This is a genomic window from Pseudomonas gingeri (genome assembly GCF_013385425.1).
Lineage (GTDB): Bacteria > Pseudomonadota > Gammaproteobacteria > Pseudomonadales > Pseudomonadaceae > Aquipseudomonas > Aquipseudomonas gingeri_D.
Window position 1 is genome coordinate 614947 of the sequence record NZ_JACAQA010000005.1, and the last position, 24818, is coordinate 639764.

The window sequence follows — 24818 nt, forward strand, 5'->3', positions numbered from 1 at the left end:
AAGCTTTGCGGGCAAGCCCTGCTCCTACAGGACGGTGTCAGTCCTTGCAGACCGCGGCAATCGCTTGCGCCAGCGCATCCAGGCGCGTCGCGTCGATCCCCGCCACGTTGGCCCGGCCGGAGCTGACCATATACACGCTGTGCTCGTCGCGCAGGCGTTTGACCTGGGCCGGTGACAAACCGGTGTAGGAGAACATGCCGCGCTGTACGCCAATATGCGCGAAGCGCTCGGCCAGGCCATGGGGCTGCAGGGCTTCCACCAGGCCGCTGCGCAGTTGCGCAATACGCAAACGCATGGCTTCCACTTCATCGGCCCACAGGCTCTTCAACTCTGGGGTGCCGAGAATGGTGGTGACCACCGCCGCGCCATGATCCGGTGGGTTCGACCACAGGTTACGGGCCACCGCCGCCAGTTGACTGCGCACATCCAGCAGTTTTTCAGCATCGCCGGTGCAGACGATCAGTGCGCCGGTGCGCTCGCGGTACAGGCCGAAATTCTTCGAGCAGGAACTGGTGATCAGCACTTCCGGCAATTCCCGGGCGAACAACCGCGCGGCCCAGGCATCCTGCTCCACGCCATCGCCAAAGCCCTGGTAGGCGAAGTCGATCAGCGGCAGCAGTTCGCGGCGACGGACGATGTCCAGCACCTTGTACCAGTCGTCGTGGGACAGGTCGAAACCGGTCGGGTTGTGGCAGCAGGCGTGCAATAGCACCACATCACCCTGCGGCACCTGCTCCAGGGCGGCGAGCATGCCCTCGACGTTCAGGCGGTTATCGCTGTCGACGTAAGGGTAGTGACCGATCTTCAAACCGGCGGCGGCGAAGATGGTCTCGTGGATCGGCCAGGTCGGATCGCTGAGCCAGATGCCGCGACCCGGCAGGCAGTGGGCGATAAAGTCGGCACTCAGGCGCAAGGCGCCGGTGCCACCCGGGGTCTGGGTCGCGCCGACACGTTGGGCGGCGATCAGCGGCGAGTCCGCACCCATCACCAGCTCGTTGAGCAGGCTGCCAAAGCGCAGGTCGCCGTGGCCACCGATATAGGACTTGGTCCGCTGCTCGTCCACCAGCCGCTGTTCAGCCAGCTTGACCGACCGCAGGATCGGGGTCAGGCCCTGGGCATCCTTGTAGACGCCGACGCCCAGGTCGAACTTGCGAGGATTGGGGTCCTGGGCATAAGCCTCCAGCAACCCGAGGATCGGGTCGCCGGGTACACGCGCGATGGCGTCGAAATGCATTATTTACGGCCCTCGGCGGCGTGGCTGACCTCGTCGGTGCGTGCCGCCATGATGAAATCGTTACGGTGCAGGCCCTTGATCGAATGGCTCCACCAGGTGACGGTGACTTTGCCCCACTCGGTCAGCAGACCCGGGTGATGGCCTTCGGCTTCGGAAATCTCGCCGACGGCATTGGTGAAGGCCAGGGCGAACTTGAAGTTCTTGAACAGGAAGACCTTCTCCAGCTGCATGATGCCGTCCCGCACTTCGATGTTCCAGTCCGGAATCTGTTTGATCAGCAGCGGCAGTTCTTCGTCGCTGACCTGGGGGGCATCGGCGCGGCAGGCTTCGCAGTGGGCTTGGTTCAAGGTGTTCATGATGGACTCCTGAAATCGTTTTTTTATTCAAGGACGCCGTTCGAATACGCTATTCGAAAACGTCGGTTCGAGAAAGACGCACGTAGCGCTCAATGTCGCGGATCAGGCGGCCTTGGGCGGGAATTTCGGGGCGTGCAGACCCAGCTGCATGCCGCGCTCGACCATGCCCATGATGTCTTCGTGGGCCAGGTCGAACAAGCGCTTGAGGTTCGGCAGGACAAAGTACAGCGGTTGCAGGATGTCGATGCGATACGGCGTGCGCATGGCTTCCAGCGGATCGAAGGGCTGATGCTCGGGCTGGTTGGACAGGCTGTACACGGTCTCCTTCGGCGAGGAGAGAATGCCGCCGCCATAAATGCGCCGACCTTGCGGGGTGTCCACCAGGCCGAATTCGATGGTCATCCAGTACAGGCGCGCCAGGTACACCCGTTGCTCCTTGCTGGCTTGCAGGCCGAGCTTGCCGTAGGTGTGGGTGAATTCGGCGAACCAGGGGTTGGTCAGCAGCGGGCAGTGGCCAAAGATCTCGTGGAAAATGTCCGGCTCTTGCAGGTAGTCGAGCTCTTCTTCGGTGCGAATGAAGGTCGCCACCGGAAACTGCTTGTTGGCCAGCAGTTCGAAAAAAGTCTGGAACGGAATCAGCGCCGGTACCCGGGCGACTTGCCAGCCGGTGGTGGCGCCGAGGACCTGGTTGATTTCGCCGAGTTGCGGAATCCGGTCGTGGGGCAGGGCCAGTTTTTCGATGCCGTCCAGGTATTCCTGGCACGCGCGGCCTTCGATCACTTTCAGTTGGCGAGTGATCAGGGTGTTCCACACGGCATGCTCGGCGGCCGGGTAGTCGATAAAACCTTGCGCATCGGGCTCGCGAGCCACGTAGTGCGTCTGCTTCATACCGCTCTCCTGCTGGGGGATTCGTTCTTGTTATGTGCTGCGATGGGCTTAGTGTTAACCCGTTGAGGGGGCGTGCGCATCCAGGGCAAAGCGCGAAGGGGTAGGATGCATGCCGAGATTTCGTAAAGAAATCGTTACGAAATGGCGTTTTGCTGATGCGTAAGGCGTTTTGACGTGGCGATCAAGCGGCTTTTCGTCACATAATCTTTACGACTAACTGCGGCGTACTGAAAAAAGTGCCCGCTCCGCAGGGGCCCATGGGGCCCGGCTATCACCCTTTTCGAGCCTTTCCATGCGTATCAAAGTGCACTGCCAGAACCGCATCGGCATTCTTCGCGACATTCTCAATCTGCTGGTGGACTACGGCATCAACGTCGCCCGTGGCGAAGTCGGCGGTGATCAGGGCAATGCCATCTACCTGCACTGCCCGAATCTGATCAACCTGCAGTTCCAGGCCCTGCGGCCGAAGTTCGAAACCATCGCCGGGGTTTTCGGCGTCAAACGCGTCGGCCTGATGCCCAGCGAACGTCGGCATATGGAGCTCAACGCCTTGCTCGGGGCCCTGGAGTTTCCGGTGCTGTCCATCGACATGGGCGGCTCGATTGTCGCGGCCAACCGCGCGGCAGCGCAGTTGCTCGGGGTCAGGGTTGACGAGGTGCCGGGCATCCCGCTGGCGCGTTATGCACCGGATTTCGACCTGCCGGAGTTGGTGCGCGCCAACCAGTCGCGGATCAATGGCCTGCGGGTCAAGATCAAGGGTGACGTTTTCCTGGCGGATATCGCGCCGTTGCAGTCTGAACACGATGACAGCGAGGCGATGGCCGGCGCGGTGCTGACCTTGCATCGCGCCGACCAGGTCGGCGAGCGCATCTACAACGTGCGCAAGCAGGAGTTGCGCGGCTTTGACAGTATTTTCCAGAGCTCGAAAGTCATGGCCGCGGTGGTTCGCGAGGCCCGGCGCATGGCACCGCTGGATGCACCGCTGCTGATCGAAGGCGAGACCGGGACCGGCAAGGAATTGCTGGCGCGGGCCTGCCACCTGGCCAGCCCGCGGGGACAGGCGCCGTTGATGGCCCTCAACTGCGCCGGCTTGCCGGAGTCCATGGCTGAAACCGAGCTGTTCGGCTATGGTCCCGGCGCGTTCGAGGGCGCGCGGGCCGAGGGCAAGCTCGGGCTGCTGGAACTGACCGCCGGCGGCACCTTGTTCCTCGACGGGGTGGGGGAGATGAGTCCGCGCCTGCAGGTCAAGTTATTGCGCTTTCTCCAGGATGGCGGGTTCCGTCGGGTCGGCAGCGACGAGGAGGTGTACCTGGATGTGCGGGTGATCTGCGCGACCCAGGTCGACCTCTCGGAGCTGTGTTCGCGGGGTGAGTTTCGCCAGGACCTCTATCACCGTCTCAACGTGTTGTCCCTGCATATCCCGCCCCTGCGTGAGTGCCTGGACGGGCTGACCCCGTTGGTGGAGCATTTTCTCGACCAGGCCAGTCGGCAGATCGGTTGCCCCTTGCCGAAGCTGGCGCCGGCGGCGATGGATCGTCTTGCGCACTATCACTGGCCGGGCAATGTCCGGCAGTTGGAGAACGTGCTGTTCCAGGCGGTTTCCCTCTGCGAGGGCGGGGTGGTCAAGGCCGAGCATATCCGGTTGCCGGACTATGGCGTGCGCCAACCCCTGGGGGATTTTTCCCTGGAGGGCGGGTTGGACGAGATTGTCGGGCGGTTCGAGCGGGCGGTGCTGGAGCGCCTGTACTCGGAGCATCCGAGCAGTCGCTTGCTGGGCAAGCGGCTGGGGGTTTCCCATACCACCATTGCCAACAAGCTGAAGGAATATGAGGTCGTCAAGGGCGGGCAGTAACCAGGCCTCCCGCCCCTGGCTCGATCAGATGTGGAAGTAACCCACGCACGAGTCGAACGGCAGGCGCTTGAGCTCGATCTTGTTCATGTCGAACACTTCGCGCAGGGCCTTGGTTTCACCCGGGAAGTTGCGATAGGCAACTTCGTCGAGTACCACGATGGCACCTTTGGGCATGTACGGCAGGAAGGTTTCCAGGGCGACCTTGGTCGGTTCGTAGAGGTCGGTATCGAGGATCAGCATGGCCACCACCAGGTCCGGACGGGACTTGACGAATTCCGGCACGGTCTTGCAGATATCGCCCTTGACCAGTTCGCAGCGCGGGATGCGGTTGACCGGACGCAGCAGGTCGTTGGCATCGATCATGTCCTGGATCAGCGACTGGTCGGTGTCGGAGAACATGTTCTCGTTGATGTCGGCCGGGTCTTCATCCTTGTTGATGCTGGTGAAGCCTTCGAAGGTGTCGAAGCCGACGATCGAACGGTTGATCGCGTACGGCTCGAGGATCATCGACAGGTGCATGTAGAGCATCAGCGAGTTGCCCTTGTACACGCCGCATTCGATGATCGCGCCCGGCACGTCCATGACCTTCTTGAACAGCTCCATGCGCGACAGGGCGGCGGTCACGTTGATGCGGTTGGCGAACACGAACGGCGCGTCGGCCACGTATTCGGCATCGACCCGCTTGAGCACGCCGGCACGGGTTTCGTTGTATTGAGCCTCGGCAGGCGTAATGCGGCGCTTGGTCATTGATAGATTCCTTGGAAATTCGAGAAGTCGTGGGCGTGGAAGTAGTCTTTGAAGCCGGCCCCGACATCCGGGCAGGCGCTGTCGACGTTGGGGGCGCCGCGCTTGTGTTGCAGGTCGTCCAGGTGCATCAGGCGGAAGTCCACGCTGAAGCGGGTCTGTTCGGTGTAATTGGGTACGGTGCCATGCAAATGTGAACCGGAGAAGATCAGCATCTCACCGGTGTTGCCGGCAATGCGGACTTCCGACGACGTATCGATGTCGGCCAGGGGTACCGGGTGCACGCGCACTTCCTCGGTCAGGTTTTCCTTGGCCTTGTGCCGCTGGTTGTTGATCCAGTCGTTCAGGCTCCAGTCCTTCGAGGTGTTGAGCACCGGCTTTTCGAAGTAGCCGGCGTTGATCATCATGGTCTGGTTCGGGGCGATGGTGTAGACCGGCATCCAGGTGTTGATCTGGCAATCGACGCTGCCGTACCAGGTGTCGCGATGGGGCTTGTAGGCGTAGCTGACGCCGGCGTGCAGGTAGTTGTAGTTGGGCACGACGCGCAGGCGCGGCACATCGAAGATGTACTCGCGCGGGTCGATGCCGACTTCATGGATGAACGCCAGGATCAGGTCCTTGACGCGCTGGCTGTTGGTGAACTGGCCCTTGAGGCGGGTCACCCGGCTGACGAATTCCTCGACCGGCATCATCGTGTGCAGGGACTGGTGATCGGTCTCGCCGTCAAAGGCCAGGGTGATGCTTTCCTTGGCAAAACCACAGAGCTCCTTGGCGGTCGCCAACTGGGTGTCCAGGAAGATGGCGCCTGAATAGATCTCTTCCTTGAAGTCAGCTTTTTTCTGTAGTTGGTTGATGTACAGGTTCACGTCAGCCCTCCTGAATACTGTGGCTAATTCTGAATGTCGGCAGTCACGGGGCAAACTTGACGTTGGTTGCCGTCTGCCGGGTTGGCTTGCAAGGTCTATTCCAGGGTGGTTTTCTGGCGCCCACCGCACGAGGGGAAACGACCGATACTTGCCGCCAGCGGCATAACCGCGCCGTTTTTTCGTCTGCCCTCAAGACCTTGAAAGCCAGCCAAAGGTACTCAAGCCCCGTCACGAGGGCTTGTCCTGCGTCAAGAAAAAAGTTGGTTCGGAAATTGCTTGCGCCTCTCGCAGTACAGCGGTGGCGGCAAACGCCCGTCAGGAAGAGGAAAGACTGTGGACAAGTACCTTTACGTGGCAATGACCGGTGCGGCCCAGAATGCTCTGGCGCAAAAGGCCCATGCCAACAATCTGGCGAACCTCTCGACCAACGGTTTTCAACGTGACCTGGAACAGGCTCGTTCCATGCCGGTGTTCGGTGACAGCTTTCCGTCACGTGCCTACGCCATGTCCGAGCGCCCGGGCACGGATTTCGACTCGGGTCCGATGGTCGAGACCGGTCGCGATCTCGACGTGGCGGTGGCCGGTGACGGCTGGGTGGCCGTGCAGACACCTGACGGCGGCGAAGGTTACGTGCGCACCGCGAGCATGAATATTGACGCCCTCGGGGTGCTGCGTGCCGGCAACGGCATGCCGGTCATGGGCAATGGCGGGCCGATCGCCGTGCCACCCGAGTCGAAGATCGAAGTGGGCGAGGACGGCACCATCAGCATTCGCGCCATGGGCGAAGGGCCGCGGGTGGTGGCGGAAGTCGACCGCATCAAGCTGGTCAACCCGGATCTGAAGAACATGATCAAGGGGCCGGATGCCGTGGTGCATACCAAGGACGGCACGACCGCGCCGGTCGACGCCAACGTCAAGGTGGTCTCGGGCTTCCTGGTGGGCAGCAACGTCAATGCCGTGGAGGAAATGACCTCGGTGCTGGCCCTGTCCAAGCAGTTCGAATTGCACATCAAGATGATGAACACCGCCAAAGAAGATGACACGGCTATGGCTCGGGTCTTGCAGAACAGCTAATCACCAGAACGTAGCGCCGTAAAACAGGCGCGCGAAGGAGAACAGAATGCTTCCGGCTCTATGGGTTGCAAAAACAGGTTTGGCGGCACAAGACACCAACCTGACGACTATTTCCAACAACTTGGCCAACGTCTCGACCACCGGCTTCAAGCGTGATCGCGCCGAGTTCCAGGACCTGCTGTACCAGATCAAGCGTCAGCCGGGTGCCGAGTCGACCCAGGACAGCGAACTGCCGTCGGGCCTGCAACTGGGTACCGGTGTGCGGATCGTCGGCACCCAGAAGAACTTCGCCGCCGGTAGCCTGCAAACCACCGACCAGCCGCTGGACATGGCCGTCAACGGTCGCGGTTTCTTCCAGATCCTGCAACCGGACGGCACCACGGCCTACACCCGTGACGGTACCTTCCACCTGAGCAACACCGGGCAGATCGTCACCGCCAACGGTTTCACCCTGCAGCCGGCGATCATCATCCCGAACAACGCCCAGACCTTCACCGTCGGCCAGGACGGCACGGTCTCGATCACCGTCGCCGGCAGCCCGACTTCGCAAGTGATCGGCAATATCCAGACCGCCGACTTCATCAACCCGGCCGGCCTGCAGGCCAAGGGCGGCAACCTGTTTCTGGAAACCGCCGCCAGCGGCGCGCCGCAGGTCGGCACCCCGGGTCTCAACGGTTTCGGTACCACCGAGCAGAGCACCCTGGAAACTTCCAACGTCAGCACCGTGGAAGAAATGGTCAACATGATCACCACCCAGCGTGCCTACGAGATGAACTCCAAGGTGATTTCCACCGCCGACCAGATGCTCCAGTACGTCGCACAGAACCTGTAATCAAGTCTATGAGGCGGCCTGAAGGGCGCCTGCAACACCGTGAGGTAATAGGGTCATGAATCGGTTGTTTTCCATGCTCGCGTTGAGCGCGATGGCGCTGTTGGCCGGCTGCATGAGCCCGCCACCCAAGCCCAATGACCCGTATTACGCGCCGGTGTTGCCGCGTACCCCGTTGCCCGCCGCGGCGAACAACGGTTCGATCTACCAGGCCGGCTTCGAGCAGAACCTGTATGGCGACCGCAAGGCTTTCCGGGTCGGTGACATTGTCACCATTACCCTTAATGAAGCCACCCAGGCGAGCAAAAATGCCAACTCCGACCTGTCGAAGAAAGATGCCAACAACTTTGGCCTGACCACGCTCTTCGGCTCGGCGGTGACCAGCGGCAACGCAAACCTGAATATCGGCTATGGCGGTACCAAGACCACCGACGGTTCCTCCAAGGCCGCGCAGAGCAACAGCCTGACCGGCTCGATCACCGTGACCGTGGCTGACGTGCTGCCCAACGGCATCATCGCCGTACGGGGCGAGAAGTGGTTGACCCTCAATACCGGCAATGAGCTGGTGCGCATCGCCGGGATGATCCGGGCGGATGATATCGCCACCGATAACACCGTTCCGTCCACTCGCGTGGCCGATGCGCGCATTACCTACTCGGGTACCGGCGCCTTCGCCGATACGAGCCAGCCGGGTTGGCTCGACCGCTTCTTCCTCAGCCCGCTCTGGCCTTTCTAGGTGCTACGACCATGTTCAATCTCAAGCATCTGATGGCGGCTGTGCTGCTGATGTCCACCGCTCTCGGTGCCCAGGCCGAGCGGTTGAAGGACATCGCCAGTATTTCCGGTGTGCGCTCCAACCAGCTGATTGGTTATGGCCTGGTGGTCGGTCTCAACGGTTCGGGTGACCAGACCACGCAGACACCGTTCACCCTGCAGACCTTCAACAACATGCTCTCGCAGTTCGGCATCAAGGTGCCGGCCAACGCCGGTACCGTGCAGTTGAAGAACGTCGCGGCGGTGTCGATCAGTGCCGACCTGCCGGCGTTCGCCAAGCCGGGGCAGGTGGTGGATATCACCGTCTCGTCCATCGGTAACGCCAAGAGCCTGCGCGGCGGCACCCTGTTGATGACGCCGCTCAAGGGTATCGACGGCAACGTCTACGCCATCGCCCAGGGCAACCTGGTGGTGGGCGGTTTCGATGCTTCTGGCGCGGACGGTTCGAAGATCACCGTCAACGTTCCGTCGGCCGGCCGTATTCCCGGTGGGGCTTCGGTGGAGCGCGCGGTACCGAGTGGTTTCAACCAGGGCAACAGCCTGACCCTGAACCTCAACCGTTCCGACTTCACCACCGCCAAGCGGATCGTCGACAAGGTCAACGACCTGCTCGGCCCGGGCGTGGCCCAGGCCATCGACGGCGGCTCGATTCGCGTCACCGCGCCGCTGGATCCGAGCCAGCGGGTCGACTACCTGTCGATGCTGGAAAACCTCGAGGTCGATCCGGGCCAGGCGGTGGCGAAAGTCATCATCAACTCGCGTACCGGTACCATCGTGATCGGCCAGAACGTCAAGGTGTCGCCGGCCGCGGTGACCCACGGCAGCCTGACCGTGACTATTACCGAAGACCCGATCGTCAGCCAGCCGGGGCCGCTGTCCAATGGCACCACGGCGGTGGTACCGCGTTCGCGGGTCAACGCCCAGCAGGAAGCCAAGCCGATGTTCAAGTTTGGCCCGGGGACCACCCTGGACGAGATCGTCCGTGCGGTGAACCAGGTGGGTGCGGCGCCAGGCGACTTGATGGCGATCCTCGAAGCCTTGAAACAGGCCGGCGCCTTGCAAGCCGACCTGATCGTGATTTGAGGCCGTCGCTATGGTGGATATGCGCAAGAGCGGGTTGGCAAGCACCGGCGACTCCGGTGCCTACAGCGACCTGAACCGGATGAACAGCCTGAAGGTCGGCAACCGCGACAGCGATGCCAACATTCGCAAGGTGGCGCAGGAGTTCGAGTCGCTGTTCGTTGGCGAAATGCTCAAGTCCGCGCGCGCGGCCACTGATGTAATGGCCCAGGACAATCCGCTCAATACCCCGGCGACCAAGCAATACCAGGAAATGTACGACCATCAGTTGGCCGTGACCATGTCGCGCCAGGGTGGCGGTATCGGCCTGGCCGATGTGCTGGTGCGCCAGATGAGCAAGAACAAACCGACGCATCCCTCCCAGGGCGGGCTCAAGGTCGGGCCGCCGGCCGGTACGGTTGCGGGCGAAACGCCGGTGCCGACACCGATCAATGCTGGCACCACCACGGCCGCGACCGCGGCTTCACCATTCGCGCGCTCCAATGGCCAGCGGCCGTTGTGGGCCTCGCGGGTCGCCAGCCCGATCCACAACAGCGACGGCAGCCTGCACAACGACATGGCCAAGCTCAACGAGCGCCGCCTGGCGTTGCCGAGCAAGTTGACTGATCGCCTGGTCGCCGGGCTGGTGCCGTCGGCCGACGGCAGCCTGGCCACGGTCAACGCCCAGGCTGTGCCGGCGCGCAACAGCGCCGCCAGCGATTCCGTGCTCCAGGGTCAGGCCATCCACGGCTTGAGCAATGTGCCTACCACGCGCATGCAGATCTATGGTCGCGCCGTGGCCCAGCCGCCGTTGGCGCCGGCCAAACAGGCGTTCAGTTCGCCCGACGAATTCGTCGCCACCATGCTGCCGATGGCGGAACAGGCGGCCAGGCGCATCGGTGTCGACCCGCGTTACCTAGTGGCCCAGGCAGCCCTGGAAACCGGTTGGGGCAAATCGGTCATGCGCCAGCAGGACGGCAGCAGCAGTCACAACCTGTTCGGCATCAAGGCCGGCAGCAGTTGGCAAGGGCCGCAGGCCCGCGCCATCACCAGCGAGTTCAAAAATGGCCAGATGGTCAAGGAGACGGCGGACTTCCGTTCCTATGCCTCCTACCAGGACAGCTTCCACGATCTGGTGACCATGCTGCAAAGTAATAATCGCTATCAAGATGTGCTGAAGTCGGCCGATAAACCTGAACAGTTTGTACGCGAGTTGCAAAAGGCCGGGTATGCCACCGACCCGGACTACGCCAGCAAGATTTCGCAAATAGCAAAACAGATGAAGAGCTACCAGAACTACGCTGCGGCGGGCGCTTCCACGAATTTATAAGGTCTGAATCATGAGCTTGCTCAATATTGGTATGACGGGGTTGAACGCGGCCTCGACGGCTTTGAACACCACCGGCAACAACATTTCCAACGTTGATACGGCCGGCTATTCACGTCAGTCAACCGTTCAGACCAGCTCTGCCTCGCAGCAATACGGCAACGTGTTCATCGGTACCGGCACGACCCTGGCGGATGTCCGCCGGGTCTACAGTGCCTACCTGGATGCGCAGTTGCAAACCGCGACTTCGCTCAACAGCGATTCGTCCTCGTACCTGGCCCAGGTCACGCCGACCGACTCCATGCTGTCGGATACCAACACCGGCATGACCGCTTCGTTGCAGCAGTTCTTCACTTCCCTGCAAAGCGTGTCGACCACCCCGACGGATGATGCGTCCCGCCAGACCACGCTGGCCAGCGCCCAGGCGTTGAGCAGCAAGCTCAACTCCCTCTCCCAGCAGTTGAGCGCCCAGAACACCGGGATCAACACCAACCTGTCGGACATGGCCGGCCAGGTGAACAAGCTGGCGAGCACCATCGCCCAGTACAACGATCAGATTTCCAAGATCAGCACCGCCGCCGGTGCGCCGAACGACCTGCTGGACCAGCGTGACGAGGCGGTTCGCCAACTGTCCGAACTGGTCGGTACCCAGGTGGTTCAGCGTGGTTCGAGTTATGACGTCTACATCGGCAGCGGTCAGCCGCTGGTGATGGGCAACAGCACCAACACCCTGTCCGCCGTGCCGAGCAAGGACGACCCGAGCCAGTCGGCCTTGCAACTGGATCGCGGGACCAGCACCATCGACATCACCTCGACCGTGACCGGTGGCGAGATCGGTGGCTTGCTGCGCTATCGCAGCGATGTGCTCGACCCTTCGATCAACGCGTTGGGGCGTATTGCCATGGTCGCGGCCGACCAGATGAACAAGCAGCAGGCCCAGGGCATCGACAAGAACGGCAACTTCGGTTCGCCGATCTTCAACGATATCAACAGCGCCACCCTGATCAGCCAGCGCAGCATCGCCAACGCGAACAACAGCGTCGGTTCCGGCAACCTGAACGTGACCATCGCCGACACCGGTGCGCTGACCACCAACGATTACCAGGTGACCTTCAGCAGCGCGACCAACTACAGCGTCACGCGCTCGGACGGCACCGCCATGGGCTCCTTCAGCACCGCCACCACGCCGCCACCGGTGATCGACGGGATCACCCTGAGCCTGACCGGCGGCGCGATGAGTGCCGGCGACAGCTTCAAGGTGACCCCGACCCGCAGCGGTGCCAGTGATATCCAGACGGTGATGACCAACGCGCAGAACATTGCCGCCGCGGCGCCGCTGGCCGGTGTCACCAGTGCCAACAACGGCGGTACCTACACCCAGCCGACCCTGGTTGACCAGTTGGGCACGTCCAACGCGACGAACAACGCGCAGTTGCAGGATGCAATCCAGTACGGCACGCCGGCCAAGATCGTCTTCGGCGCACCGGGTACCGGTGCGACCGCGGGTACCCAGGGCTACACCCTGACCGATGCCCAGGGCAACGTGATGGGCACCGGGACCATCGTGCCGGGGCAGGCCAACACACTGAACCTGAAAATCAACATGGTCGACGCCAGCGGCAACCCGGTGTTGGACGGCGCAGGCGTGCAGAAGACCTTCACGGTTCAGACCACGGTCAGCGGTAACCCGAAATCCGGTGAAAGCTTCACCATGTCGATGACCGGTGCCGGCTCTTCGGACAACCGCAACAGCACCGCCCTGGCCGCCCTGCAAAACAGCAAGACCGTGGGCACCGGTGCCACGAGCGGCGGCAGCAGCATCTCCGATGCGTATGGCTCGTTGATCTCCACTGTCGGTACCAAGGCGGCCCAGGCGACCTCGGACAACACGGCGACGACGACCATCCTGACCAACGCCACGAGCGCTCAAAGCTCCCTGTCCGGCGTCAACCTGGACGAAGAGTCCGCCAACCTGGTCAAGTACCAGCAGTACTACACGGCCGCGTCGCAGATTATCAAAGCCGCCCAGGCCATCTTCAGCACGCTGCTCAGCAGCCTTTAAGGAGTCGTGATTCATGCGCATTTCCACCGCCCAGTATTACGAAACCACGGCTGCCAACTACCAGCGCGGCTACAACGACACGCTCAAGACCAGTGCCGAGGCCAGTAGCCTGGTCAAGTTCAACACCGCCGCCGATGACCCGGTGGGCGCGGCGCGGCTGTTGCAACTGGGCCAGCAAAGCGCTGCGCTGACCCAGTACTCGAGTAATATCAGCTCGCTCAAAAGCTCGTTCAGCCAGTCGGAAACGGCCTTGACCGCGATTCAGAATGCCATGCAATCGGCCCGCGAAATCGGGCTGTCGGCCATCAACGGTACTAACACCGATGCCGATCGCAAGGCCTACGCCCAGCAATTGGGGCAGATCCAGCAGACGGTCCTCGGGCTGATGAACAGCCAGGATGCCAACGGTAACTACCTGTTCGCCGGTTCGAAGACCAGTACTCCGCCTTATAGCGCCAACTCCGACGGCACCTACAGCTACAACGGCGATCAGTCGCAGATGAACCTGGCCGTTGGTGACAATAATTCGGTGGCCAGCAACGTGACCGGTTGGGACGCGTTCCAACAGTCGATCAACACCGCCCGTACCCAGGTCACCATGACTTCGCCGGCCGTGGACGACGGTCGCGTCACCCTGTCCAACGGCCAGGTCAGCAACAGTGCGACCTACGACGCCAAGTTCACCGCCGGCCAGCCGTATACCGTCAGCTTCCTCAGCAGTACCCAGATCAAGATCACCGATGCCGGCGGCAACGACGTCACTTCCGAAGCCAGCCAGAACGGCGTGATCAGCAACAGCAACGGCGCGAACCAGACGGTCACCTTCCGTGGCGTGGACCTGGGTCTGAACCTCAACCTGCAGTCCGGCGATGTGCCGGACACCGTGATTGCCGGGCATACCTTTACCTTGGCGGCGCAGCCGGATACCTTCAATACCTCGCGCAGCGCCGGCAACCCGTCGACCACGGTGGTGACCGGGGCGACGACAACCAACCAGGCGGCCTACGACAGCACCTTCCCTACCAGCGGGGCGATTCTCAAGTTCACCAGTGCCACGAACTATGATCTCTACGCCTCGCCGATCACGGCCAGCAGCCGGCCGGTGTCCTCAGGCACCATGGCCGGTTCGACGGCGACGGCGGCGGGGGTCAGTCTGACCTTGAGCGGTGCGCCGACTGCCGGTGACCAGTTTGTGGTCCAGCCGAACAATCATCAGACCCAGAATATCCTCGACACCCTGAACCAGATGATTGGTGCGTTGAACACGCCGGCCGATGGCAATCCGGTTGCCCAGCAAAAACTGCTGGCGACCATGAACGCCGGTGTCAGCAACGTCACCAGCGCCATGGAGCAGGCGGGCAGTGCGGTCACTGCCATCGGTACTCGCGGCCAGGTCCTGGATGCCCAGGACGCCACCAACCAGAGCCTGGTCATAGCCAACACCACCAGCCAGGGGGTGATTGTCAACGCCGATCCGGCGGCGGTCATGACCCAGCTGACCCTGCAGCAGACCATGTTGCAGGCGGCGCAGTTGGCCTTCAGCAAAATCAGTCAATTGGGCCTGTTCAACAAGATCTGATTCGACCCGGGCGCGGGAGCCATCGTGGCTCTCGCGCCTCCATCAACCGCCTTTTTCAGCGGTTCCAGTGGCTCGTCCGATCGGGTGAGTCGCGCCGCTTGCGAGCCCCGTCGTGAACCCAGTCCCACTCGTCAGTCTCGTCATTCCCGCCGTCAATCCACGCTTTTTTGGCAAAGCCCTGCACAGTGCCTTGGGCCAGAGCTACGGCAATCTCGAAATCATCGTGTGCGATGACAGCCAGGATGACGAAATTGGCCGTCTGGTCGAGACCATGAGTGAAGAGGCGGGGCGGGCGGTACGTTATGTCCGTAACGCGCGCAAGCTGGGGCATGTGGCTAACGTGCTCGCGGGGCTTGAGTTGGCCCGGGGCGAATTCATCAAGTTTCTCTATGATGACGACCAGCTGTTTGGCGCCTGTATCGAGCGCCAGGCACGGGTGCTGGCCGAGCAGGTCGACGTCAATCTGGTGCTGGCGCAACGCATGTTCTGGGACGCTGACGATCTGCAACTGCCGATTCGTCTTGAGAACGCTACGTTGGCGCCTACTTGCTCGGTCTTCAAGGGCGAAGACCTGCTGGCGATTTTCGAGACCTTTCCGGTCAATATCCTGGGTGGTTTCAGCAATGCGCTGTTGCGCCGTGCGGATGTGCTGGAATGGCTGCCCGCCTTGACCCAGCCGGGGCATTGTTTTGTTGCTTCACTGGAGTTCGCGCTTTATATCTGCCTGTTGCGTCGTGGCAATATGGTGATGCTGAACCACGTCCTGAGTGTCGAGCGCCGTTACCCGGAGCGACCCAGCCGGCAGCAGGCGATGCTTGATGCGCTGCTCTCGGAGCGTGAATGGCTACTGCAAATGCTCAAGGCGCGCAGTGGTGAGTCGGCTCCGGCCCCTGGCTGGGTCCGTTTGTTGCCGCTGACCCGTGCCGATGAGTCGCCACGGGTCTGGGGCGAACTGGCGTTGCTGAGGACCCTGGGCACCAAGCAGACTACCGAGATTTGGCGCGTCGGCGTTACCAGCGACAGTTTTTCCGAAATGTATGCCCAGTGGCTGGCGTGTCGGACCCTGACGGAACCCGAGCGCAAACTGCTGCCCGATGCTCTGCTCGAGTGGCCGTGGCAGCCGAAGATCGTGGCGGTGGTGATCGATCGCGAGGGCAGTTTCGCCGCCCTGGACAGTTCCCTGCAGAGTCTGGCCGGGCAGCTCTATCCCGCGGAGTTGACACTGGTACTGTCCGACGCCTGTAGCGAAGCCGTGCTGTTGGACCGGGTATTTACCTTGCCTTTGCTGGAGGACTGGCAGCAGCAACTCAATGAGTTGTTGGCCCAGATTGACGGCGCCGACTGGTTTTATCTGTTGCGTGCCGGGGATCGCCTGGTGGAACCCGCGCTGCTGGTGCTGGCTGATCGCATCGTGCAGGCCGGGGAGGAATGCTGTTTCTATAGCGACGAGAGCTGTTTGCGCGATGGCGAGCCGGCGGAGCCGGTGTTCAAGTCCGACTTCAACCTGGATCTGATGCGCAGCTATCCGTATGTGGGGCGTGCGCTGGCCTTCAAGCGCGAGCCTTTCCTGGCGCTCGGTGGCTTTGAATCGCGACACGGTGAATTGGCGCCTCACGACCTGCTTTGGCGGCTGGTCGAGCAATTCGGTACCCAGGTGGTCGGGCATATCACCGAGGTGTTGGTGGAGTCGGTGTTTTCGCTTTCGCAGTGGATGTCACTGCCCGAGTTGCTGGAGCGCAACGCCCCCCTGCTCGAGGCGCATCTGCAGCGTCTCGGCGTGGCCCATGAGTTGCGTGACAGAGGGCAGGCGCTGTTCAACCGTGTGGATTATCTGCACGCCGATCGACCGCTGGTCTCGATCATCATCGTCTGCAAGGATCAGTTGGCGGCGGTGCAGCGTTGTGTCGAAACCTTGTTGGAAAAAACCGCTTACAGCGAATACGAGCTGCTGCTGGTGGACAACGGCAGTGAAAGTCCCGAGGCGCTGGCTTGGCTGAGCGCCATGGCGAGCATGGGTAGCGCGCGTTTGCGCGTATTGACCTTTGCCCAGCAGGGCCAGGCTGCCGTCATCAACGCCGCTGCCGGGCACGCCAGGGGCGACTATCTGTTGCTGTTCAACCCCTATCTGGTGGTGACCGACGGCTTCTGGCTCGACGAGATGCTCAACCATGCGCAGCGTCCGGAAGTCGGCGTAGTGGGCCCCAAGTTGTTCAATGCCGACGGGCGTGTGGTACATGCCGGTCTGGTGCTTGGGTTGCATGGGCCGGCAGGCGTGCCTTTCTATGGCGAGTCTCTGCAGTCCGCGGGTTACATGCATCGTTTGCAGGTGGCCCATGACCTGAGTGCGGTCGGCGCCGATTGTCTGATGGTGCGCAAGAGCGTGTTCGATCATGTGCAGGGGCTGGATGAAGCACAGTTTGTGCAGACGCTCAGTGAAGTCGATTTGTGCTTGAAGATCGGGCGCAGCGGTTATCTGGTGGTTTGGACCCCGCATGCACAACTGGCCCTGGGGGCTCGCCCAAGCGTTATGCTCGAGGCGGACCAGCAAGCCGAGCGTGAGCGTGAGCAAGAGGCATTCTACCTGCGCTGGCTGCCCGTGATCGCTCGGGATCCTGCCTACAACCCCAACCTTGGCTTGCGCGCCATGGGCAACGGCAGTTTTGGTCTTGAGCCGGGTTTGCTGTCCGGCTGGAGTCCGTTTTCGGTTCGCAGCCTGCCGAGGGTTCTGGCCATTCCGGTGAATGCCTCGGCCATCGGCCATTACCGGGTGACGCAGCCACTGATCGAACTGCAGGCCGCGGGGCGGGCGGTGGGGCGGGTCATGTATGAAATGCCGTCGATTATCGAAGTGGAGCGTCAGTCTCCTGACGTTATCGTGCTGCAGGGGCGTTATACCGAAGGGCCGATCAATGAGTGCGTGCCACTGAAGACTTACTCGAATGCCCGGCGCGTCTACGAGCTGGATGACTATGTGATCCAGCCGACCAAGAAAAACGCCCATGTGCGCAACATGCCGACCCGTGACGAGATGGAGGCGCTGGTTCGTCGCGGCATCGGCCTGTGTGATCGGGTCGTGGTGTCGACCGAGCCGCTGGCCGATGCCCTGTCGTCCATGCACAGCGATATCCGGGTCGTTCCCAATATGCTCGCGACCCACCTGTGGACGGGCTTGAAGGGACAGCGCCGGACCTCGAAAAAGCCCCGTGTCGGTTGGGGCGGCGGTACCAGTCACTCCGGCGATCTGGCGGTGATCGCCGAGGTCGTGCGCGAGCTGGCGACAGAGGTCGACTGGGTCTTTTTCGGCATGTGCCCGGACGATTTGCGCCCTTACATGCATGAGTTCCATGGGGTGATCGGGCTGGAGGTGTACCCGGCGAAGCTGGCCAGCCTGAACCTGGACCTGGCCCTGGCGCCGTTGGAGTTCCACATCTTCAACGACTGCAAGAGCAACCTGCGGCTGTTGGAATACGGCGCCTGCGGCTATCCGGTGATCTGCACCGATACCAAGGCCTATACCGGCTACCTGCCGTGCACCAAGGTCAAGAGCAACTCCACCGATGAGTGGCTGCAGGCGATTCGCATGCACCTGTCCGATCCCGATGCCAGCTACCGCATGGGGGATGAACTGCGTGAGATCGTCCTGCGCGACTACATGTTGCGTGGCGACAACCTGCGTTACTGGGAGAACGGCTGGCTGGCCGATTGATCCCGCTGTGGAGCTGGCGCGTTTCCTGCAAGTCCCCCTGCATATCGCCATAAATCGTGCATTTGGCGACGCGGCCCACGGGCCGCGTGCCGCTGGCGCGATTTGACCCGGCAGTCTGGGAAGTCCCACAGCGCCTGAGCAGGCCCTGTGTCGAACAAGAGGGGACGTTGATGAAGGCAGTTATTCTGGCGGGTGGCCTGGGCACGCGGATCAGCGAGGAATCGCACCTCAAGCCCAAGCCGATGATCGAGATCGGCGGCAAGCCAATTCTCTGGCACATCATGAAGCAGTACTCGGCCCACGGTATCCACGACTTCGTGATCTGCCTGGGGTACAAGGGCTACGCCATCAAGGACTTCTTCGCCAACTACTTCCTGCACACCTCCGACGTCACCTTCGACATGAGCAACAATCGCATGGACGTTCACCAGAACTACAGCGAGCCATGGCGCGTTACCCTGATCGACACCGGCGAAGACACCATGACCGGCGGCCGCCTGCGTCGTGCCGGGCGTTACCTGGAGAACGAAGAGGCCTTCTGCTTCACCTACGGCGACGGCGTCTCGGACCTGAACATCGGCGCGCTGGTGGACTTCCACCTTTCCAGCGGCAAGTTGGCGACGGTCACTGCCGTACAGCCGCCAGGCCGCTACGGCGCGCTGGAGCGCGACGGTGACATGGTCCGTGGCTTTATCGAAAAGCCCCGTGGCGATGGCGGTTGGATCAATGGCGGTTTCTTCGTCCTGTCGCCCAAGGTGCTGTCGCTGCTCAGTGACGATAGCACCGTCTGGGAAGCCGAACCCTTGGCCGAACTGGCCACCCTGGGGCAACTGAACGCCTTCCAGCACGACGGCTTCTGGCATCCGATGGACACCCTGCGGGACAAGAATCACCTGGAGCAACTGTGGCAGAGCGGGGAGGCCCCATGGAAGCAGTGGGACTGAGCCGGGCATTCTGGAGCGGCAAGCGGGTCCTGCTGACCGGCCATACCGGGTTCAAGGGCAGTTGGTTGGCACTGTGGCTCGAGAGCCTGGGTGCCCAGGTCAGCGGCTTCGCCCTCGATCCCAGTACCGACCCCAGCCTGTTCGAACTGGCCCGGGTCGGCGAGAGTCTCAACGACCAGCGCGGCGACCTGCGCGACCTCGGCGCCTTGCTTGAACTGATCGCCGAGACCGAACCGGAAATTGTCCTGCACCTGGCGGCCCAGCCGCTGGTGCGCGAAGCCTATCGCGATCCGCTCGGCACCTATTCGAGCAATGTCATGGGTACCCTCAACCTGTTGGAAGCGATTCGTCAGGTCGGTGGGGTGCGTGCCTGTGTGCTGGTCACCACCGACAAGGTCTACGCCAACCAGGAGTGGGCCTGGCCCTATCGCGAGAACGAAGCCCTCGGCGGCCATGATCCCTACAGCAGCAGCAAGGCCTGTTGCGAACTGTTGGCGCAGTCCTATGTGGCCTCCTTTTTCCCGGCCGAACGCTACGAGGCCCATGGCCTGGCGGTGGCGACCGCGCGGGCCGGCAACGTCCTGGGCGGCGGCGACTTCTCCCCGGAACGGCTGATTCCCGACGTGCTCCGGGCCTGGTCGGCGGATGAGCCGGTGACCCTGCGTTATCCACAGGCGGTACGGCCCTGGCAGCATGCGCTGGAGCCGCTGGCCGGTTACCTGCAACTGGCCGCCGCGCTGTATGAGCGTGGGCCGGAAGCGGCCGGGGCGTGGAACTTCGGGCCTGGCGAGGACGACATGTGCAGTGTCGGCGACGTCGTCGCTCGACTCGCCGGGCGCTGGCCCCAGGCGCCGGGCCTGCGGGTCGAGCCCAGCGAGCTGCACGAGGCCGGTCTGTTGCGCCTGGACAGCAGTCGCGCCCGGCAGTTGCTCGGCTGGCAACCGCGCTGGTCCTTGCAGCAATGCCTGGAACACACCCTCGATTGGCACCTGGCCTGGAAAAACGCCGAGGACATGCGCAGCGTGACCCTGGCGCAATTGAATCTGTACCGGGGTGAGCTTTGAGTGAGTTCCTGATTCATGCCTTGCCCCTCAAGGGGCTGTTCAGCGTACAGCACAAGCATCACGCCGATCAGCGCGGGCATTTTTCCCGGTTGTTCTGCGAAGGCAGCCTGAGTGCGTTCGGCGAGCCGTTTCATATCCGCCAGATCAACCACTCCTGCACCCGCGAGCGTGGCAGCGTGCGCGGCCTGCATTATCAGAATGCCCAGGCCCCGGAGGCCAAGCTGATCACCTGCCTGCGTGGCGAAGTCTGGGATGTGGCGGTGGACCTGCGTGCGGATTCGCCGACCTTCCTGCATTGGCACGCCGAGTACCTGCGTGCCGGCGACGGTCGCGGCCTGTTGATTCCCGCCGGCTTCGCCCACGGTTTCCAGACCCTCAGCGACGATGCTGAACTGCTTTACCTGCACAGCGCCGACTACACGCCCGCGTCCGAGGGCGGTCTGTCAGTGCTCGACCCGCGCCTGGCAATCGCCTGGCCCGAGGCTGTCAAAAATCTGTCGCCCAGGGACAGCAGTCACCCCCTGATCGATGCGTCTTTCCCTGGAGTGCGTTTATGAACTGCCGAGGTTGCGGCACCCCGCTGGTCTTGCCGTTGATCGATCTGGGGACTTCGCCACCGTCCAATGCCTACCTGCGGGCTGACCAGTTGGAGCAGGCCGAGCCGTGGCTGCCGTTGAAAGTCGCGGTGTGCCAGGGCTGCTGGCTGGTGCAGACCGAGGACTACACCCGTGCCGATACGCTGTTCGACGCCGACTACGCCTATTTCAGTTCGTTTTCCAGTACCTGGCTGGAGCATGCCGAGCGCTATGTGACCGAGATGGTCGAGCGCTTCGAACTGACCGCGGACAGCCGCGTGGTGGAGGTGGCCGCCAACGATGGCTACCTGCTGCAGTATGTCGCCGGGCGCGGTATCCGCTGCCTGGGTGTCGAGCCGACCCGCAGCACCGCCCAGGCGGCGCGGGACAAAGGCCTGGAGATCCGCGAGCTGTTCTTCGGGCGCGATACCGCGTTGCAGTTGCGCGAGGAGGGTTGGGCGGCTGACCTGATGGCGGCCAACAACGTGCTGGCCCATGTGCCGGACATCAATGATTTTCTCCAGGGCTTCGCGACGCTGCTCAAGCCCACGGGAGTGGCCACCTTCGAGTTCCCGCACCTGCTGGCCCTGATTGCCGGGAAGCAGTTCGATACCTTGTATCACGAGCACTATTCCTACCTGTCGCTGACCGCGGTGCAGGCCTTGTGCGTGCGCAATGGCCTGGAAATCTTCGACGTCGGCGGCTTGCCGACCCATGGCGGTTCACTGCGGGTCTTCGTGCAGCGCGCCGACGGTGCGCGTCGCCCGGTGCAGACGGTGGTCCGCCAGGTGCTGGACGCCGAGCTGGCCGCGGGGGTGAAAACCCCGGCGTTCTACGCCACCCTGGCGCCGGCCGCCGAGCGCATCAAGCACGAGCTGTTGCGTTTCCTGTTGCAGGCCAAGGCCGAAGGCAAGCGCGTGGTCGGTTATGGCGCGGCGGCCAAGGGCAACACCTTGCTCAACTATGCCGGGGTCCGTCCGGACCTGCTGGCCTGGGTCGCCGATGCCAACCCGCACAAGCAGGGCAAGTTTCTCCCTGGCAGTCGTATTCCCGTGGTCTCGCCTGAGCGTATCGAGGCGGAAAAGCCCGACTACGTGCTGGTGTTGCCGTGGAACCTGTTGCAGGAAGTGAGTCAGCAGCAGGCCGTGGTGCGTGAATGGGGCGGGCGTTTTGTCGTCGCCGTACCCGAGTTGACGATCCTGTGAGCGGCCTGAAAGTGCTGGTGACCGGTGCGACCGGCTTTGTCGGTCGCCATCTGGTCTCGGCCTTGCTGGCGCGCGGGCATTCGGTGCGGGCCGTGGCTCGCGATCCCGAGGCCGCGCGCAAGTTGCCGTGGATCGACGATGTGGAGTTTATCGCCGCCGACGTGCATGCCGTGGACCTTGATGTTGCCATGCTGACCCAGGGCGTCGATGCCCTGGCCCACCTGGCCTGGCCGGGGTTGCCGAACTACCAGGCGCTGTTTCACTTCGAACACAACCTGTTCGCCGATTACCGTTTTATCAAGCAGGCGGTCGAAGCCGGTGTGCCCCAGGTCCTGGTGACCGGCACCTGCTTCGAATATGGCTTGCAGAGTGGGCCGTTGAGCGAAGCGACGCCGGCGCAGCCGAGCAATCCCTACGGACTGGCGAAGAACACCCTGCGCCTGTTCCTGGAGACGTTGCGCCAGCAGATGCCGTTCAACCTGCAGTGGGCGCGCCTGTTCTATTTGCATGGCGAGGGGCAGAACCCCAACAGCCTGCTGGCCAGCTTGGACCGTGCCATCGCGGCCGGTGACAGTCACTTCAACATGTCGGCCGGCGAGCAACTGCGTGATTACCTGGCCATTGAAGTGGCCGCCGATTACCTGGCCCGGTTGCTGGAACAGCGGGATTTTTCCGGCGTGGTCAATTGCGCCAGCGGCCGCCCGATTGCGGTCCGGACCCTGGTCGAGCAGCGTCTGCGCGAGCGCGGATCGTCCATCGCGCTGAACCTGGGTCACTACGGTTATGCCAGTCACGAGCCCATGGCGTTCTGGGCCGTGGCCGAGCGACTGCAACAGCTACTGGGAGTCGAACATGGCGCATGAGTTGTATCGGGCAGGTGATCTGCCGGTCCTGCAAAACCGCACCTTTGCCGACGCGGCCTCGGCCAGGGCTTCGGCCCGCGCCGATATCGTGCTGGTACAGGACGAAGTCAGCGGCTTGATCTTCAACCAGGCCTTCGATGCCGACAAGTTGAGCTACGACAGCGACTATCAGAACGAGCAGGCCCATTCCGGCCAGTTCCAGCAGCACTTGAGCGACGTGGAAGGCATCATTGCCCGGCACTTCAAGGGCCGGAGCCTGATTGAGGTCGGTTGCGGCAAGGGTTATTTCCTCGAGCTGCTGCGCGGCCTCGGCTACGCCATCACCGGTATCGACCCGGCCTACGAAGGCAGCAACCCCGAAGTGATCAAGGCACCGTTCACCCGTGGCCTCGGCCTGGCCGCCGATGCCCTGGTGTTGCGCCACGTGCTGGAGCATATCGCCGACCCGGTGGCGTTCCTGGCGGCGATGGCCGAGGCCAACCAGGGCGGGCAGATCTATATCGAGGTGCCGTGCTTTGACTGGATCGTCGAGCACCGGGCCTGGTTCGACCTGTTCTACGAACACGTCAACTACTTCCGTCTCGATGACCTGCGCCGCTTGTTCGGCACCGTGCACGAGGCCGGCCATCTGTTCGGCGGGCAGTACCTGTATATCGTCGCCGACCTCGGCAGCCTGCGCCTGACGCCGACCGAGCCGGTTCCGCGCCAACAGCTGCCGAATGACTTCACCGCCAGCCTGGCCAAGGCGATCCGCATCATCCGCGAGGCGCCCGAGCAAGGCTCGTGTATCTGGGGCGCGTCCTCCAAGGGGGTGATCTATTCGCTGTTCCTGCAGCGGGCGGGAGTGGCGGTGGACCAGGTGGTGGATATCAACCCGGCCAAGCAGGGGCGCTATCTGCCCCTCAGCGGTGTGCGCGTGTCGTCGCCGGAGGAAGCCCTGGATGCCTTGCCCATTGGCGCCAACCTGTTTGTGATGAACTCCAATTACCTCGAAGAAATCAAGCGCATGACGGGCGGACGTTACGTCTACCACGCCGTCGACAGCGCCTCCTTTCAATGAACTTTTGCCGAGACTGAATGATGACCAAGACCGTTATGCAAGCCTTCGAAGCCGAATGCCAAGCCGAAATCGCCGCCCAGGGCCAGGACGAAAAACTCCAGGGCCTGGCCCGCGACTTCTTCAACGAGTCGGCCAAGCACAAGTACAGCTACCACTTCTCCTGGATGGGCCGGCCGATCATTCAACTGCCCCAGGACATGATGGCGATGCAGGAGATCATCTGGCAGGTCAAGCCGGACCTGGTGATCGAGTGTGGTATCGCCCATGGCGGTTCGATCATCTACTACGCCTCGCTGCTTGAGCTGCAAGGCCACGGCGAAGTGCTGGGCATCGACCTTGATATCCGCCGGCACAACCGCGAGGCCATCGAGAGCCATCCGATGAGCAAGCGCATCCGCATGATCGAGGGTTCGAGCATCGAGCAGTCGACCGCCGAGCAGGTCCGTGCGGCTGCCGCGGGCAAGAAGGTCATCCTGGTCCTGGATTCCAACCATACCCACGATCACGTACTGGAAGAGCTGCGCCTTTACGCGCCGCTGGTTTCCGTCGGCAGCTACTGCGTGGTGATGGATACGGTGGTCGAGGACATGCCGCCGGAGTTTTTCCCTGATCGTCCATGGGGCCCGGGTGACAACCCGAAGACCGCGGTCTGGGCGTACCTGCAAGAGAACAGCGATTTCGAGATCGATAAGCAGCTGGAGAACAAGCTGCTGGTCACCGTCGCGCCTGACGGCTACCTGCGCCGGGTTCGCTAAAT

21 protein-coding genes are annotated in these 24818 nt (G+C 62.5%); 16 read left to right on the top strand and 5 right to left on the bottom strand.

The features are described from left to right. Positions 1-37: 37 nt before the first annotated feature. The 3 genes from HX830_RS10670 to phhA all read right to left on the bottom strand — a co-directional run bounded on the left by HX830_RS10670 (position 38) and on the right by phhA (position 2478). Positions 38-1234, bottom strand: a complete 1197-nt coding sequence (locus tag HX830_RS10670) for an amino acid aminotransferase (RefSeq protein WP_218171244.1) — start codon at positions 1232-1234, stop codon at positions 38-40. After that, entirely contained in the window at positions 1234-1590 is a 357-nt protein-coding gene (locus HX830_RS10675; RefSeq protein ID WP_100938979.1) for a 4a-hydroxytetrahydrobiopterin dehydratase, read from the bottom strand. The genes HX830_RS10670 and HX830_RS10675 overlap by 1 nt, the downstream gene beginning before the upstream one ends. A gap of 102 nt (positions 1591-1692) precedes the next feature. Beyond that, the gene (gene phhA / locus HX830_RS10680; protein ID WP_152738441.1) at positions 1693-2478 is read right to left on the bottom strand and encodes a phenylalanine 4-monooxygenase; all 786 of its coding nucleotides are present in this window, start codon (positions 2476-2478) and stop codon (positions 1693-1695) included. 292 nt (positions 2479-2770) lie between these two features. Between phhA and HX830_RS10685 the strand changes: the two genes are divergently transcribed. Beyond that, on the top strand, positions 2771-4330 hold the full coding sequence (locus HX830_RS10685) for a sigma-54-dependent transcriptional regulator (RefSeq protein WP_103496528.1): 1560 nt from the start codon (positions 2771-2773) through the stop codon (positions 4328-4330). Between the two features lie 24 nt (positions 4331-4354). Here HX830_RS10685 and HX830_RS10690 read toward each other — a convergent pair whose 3' ends face one another. Beyond that, positions 4355-5077: a TylF/MycF/NovP-related O-methyltransferase gene (locus tag HX830_RS10690; protein WP_100938982.1), complete on the bottom strand. Its 723-nt coding sequence runs from the start codon at positions 5075-5077 to the stop codon at positions 4355-4357. Continuing rightward, positions 5074-5940 carry a hypothetical protein gene (locus HX830_RS10695; protein ID WP_103496529.1) on the bottom strand — a complete coding sequence of 289 codons (867 nt, stop codon included), beginning with the start codon at positions 5938-5940 and terminating at the stop codon, positions 5074-5076. Before HX830_RS10695 ends, HX830_RS10690 begins: the two co-directional genes overlap by 4 nt. A gap of 333 nt (positions 5941-6273) precedes the next feature. On the opposite strand from HX830_RS10695, the gene HX830_RS10700 reads away from it, so the two are divergent. From HX830_RS10700 to HX830_RS10770, 15 genes are all read left to right on the top strand, one after another. Further along, positions 6274-7014, top strand: coding sequence for a flagellar basal body rod protein FlgF (locus HX830_RS10700; RefSeq protein ID WP_177100078.1), 741 nt, complete (start codon positions 6274-6276; stop codon positions 7012-7014). Between the two features lie 46 nt (positions 7015-7060). After that, positions 7061-7846 (top strand): flagellar basal-body rod protein FlgG, encoded by a 786-nt coding sequence (gene flgG, locus HX830_RS10705; RefSeq protein ID WP_152738447.1) that lies wholly within the window; start codon positions 7061-7063, stop codon positions 7844-7846. A gap of 55 nt (positions 7847-7901) precedes the next feature. Continuing rightward, a complete protein-coding gene (gene flgH, locus HX830_RS10710; protein WP_177100080.1) occupies positions 7902-8579 on the top strand; it encodes a flagellar basal body L-ring protein FlgH in 678 nt (225 codons plus the stop codon). Positions 8580-8590: 11 nt separating this feature from the next. Continuing rightward, positions 8591-9700 (top strand): flagellar basal body P-ring protein FlgI, encoded by a 1110-nt coding sequence (locus HX830_RS10715; protein WP_152738450.1) that lies wholly within the window; start codon positions 8591-8593, stop codon positions 9698-9700. A 10-nt stretch (positions 9701-9710) separates the two neighbouring features. After that, the gene (gene flgJ, locus HX830_RS10720; RefSeq protein WP_177100082.1) at positions 9711-11006 is read left to right on the top strand and encodes a flagellar assembly peptidoglycan hydrolase FlgJ; all 1296 of its coding nucleotides are present in this window, start codon (positions 9711-9713) and stop codon (positions 11004-11006) included. A gap of 10 nt (positions 11007-11016) precedes the next feature. Further along, complete coding sequence (gene flgK, locus HX830_RS10725) at positions 11017-13065, top strand: flagellar hook-associated protein FlgK (protein ID WP_177100084.1); 2049 nt, start codon at positions 11017-11019, stop codon at positions 13063-13065. A 13-nt stretch (positions 13066-13078) separates the two neighbouring features. Next, complete coding sequence (locus HX830_RS10730) at positions 13079-14644, top strand: flagellar hook-associated protein 3 (protein WP_177100086.1); 1566 nt, start codon at positions 13079-13081, stop codon at positions 14642-14644. 112 nt (positions 14645-14756) lie between these two features. Then, positions 14757-18350 (top strand): glycosyltransferase, encoded by a 3594-nt coding sequence (locus HX830_RS10735; protein ID WP_177100088.1) that lies wholly within the window; start codon positions 14757-14759, stop codon positions 18348-18350. A 170-nt stretch (positions 18351-18520) separates the two neighbouring features. Continuing rightward, positions 18521-19294 (top strand): glucose-1-phosphate cytidylyltransferase, encoded by a 774-nt coding sequence (gene rfbF, locus HX830_RS10740; RefSeq protein WP_103495984.1) that lies wholly within the window; start codon positions 18521-18523, stop codon positions 19292-19294. Further along, positions 19276-20358, top strand: coding sequence for a CDP-glucose 4,6-dehydratase (gene rfbG, locus HX830_RS10745; protein WP_177100090.1), 1083 nt, complete (start codon positions 19276-19278; stop codon positions 20356-20358). The genes rfbF and rfbG overlap by 19 nt, the downstream gene beginning before the upstream one ends. After that, positions 20355-20915 carry a dTDP-4-dehydrorhamnose 3,5-epimerase family protein gene (locus tag HX830_RS10750; RefSeq protein ID WP_177100092.1) on the top strand — a complete coding sequence of 187 codons (561 nt, stop codon included), beginning with the start codon at positions 20355-20357 and terminating at the stop codon, positions 20913-20915. Before rfbG ends, HX830_RS10750 begins: the two co-directional genes overlap by 4 nt. Further along, on the top strand, positions 20912-22138 hold the full coding sequence (locus tag HX830_RS10755; RefSeq protein ID WP_103495981.1) for a class I SAM-dependent methyltransferase: 1227 nt from the start codon (positions 20912-20914) through the stop codon (positions 22136-22138). Before HX830_RS10750 ends, HX830_RS10755 begins: the two co-directional genes overlap by 4 nt. A 5-nt stretch (positions 22139-22143) precedes the next feature. Next, a complete protein-coding gene (locus HX830_RS10760; protein WP_103495997.1) occupies positions 22144-23001 on the top strand; it encodes an NAD-dependent epimerase/dehydratase family protein in 858 nt (285 codons plus the stop codon). Continuing rightward, positions 22991-24061 carry a class I SAM-dependent methyltransferase gene (locus HX830_RS10765; RefSeq protein WP_177100094.1) on the top strand — a complete coding sequence of 357 codons (1071 nt, stop codon included), beginning with the start codon at positions 22991-22993 and terminating at the stop codon, positions 24059-24061. Before HX830_RS10760 ends, HX830_RS10765 begins: the two co-directional genes overlap by 11 nt. A gap of 20 nt (positions 24062-24081) precedes the next feature. Further along, the gene (locus tag HX830_RS10770; RefSeq protein ID WP_370868268.1) at positions 24082-24816 is read left to right on the top strand and encodes a cephalosporin hydroxylase family protein; all 735 of its coding nucleotides are present in this window, start codon (positions 24082-24084) and stop codon (positions 24814-24816) included. The last annotated feature ends 2 nt before the right edge of the window (positions 24817-24818 follow it).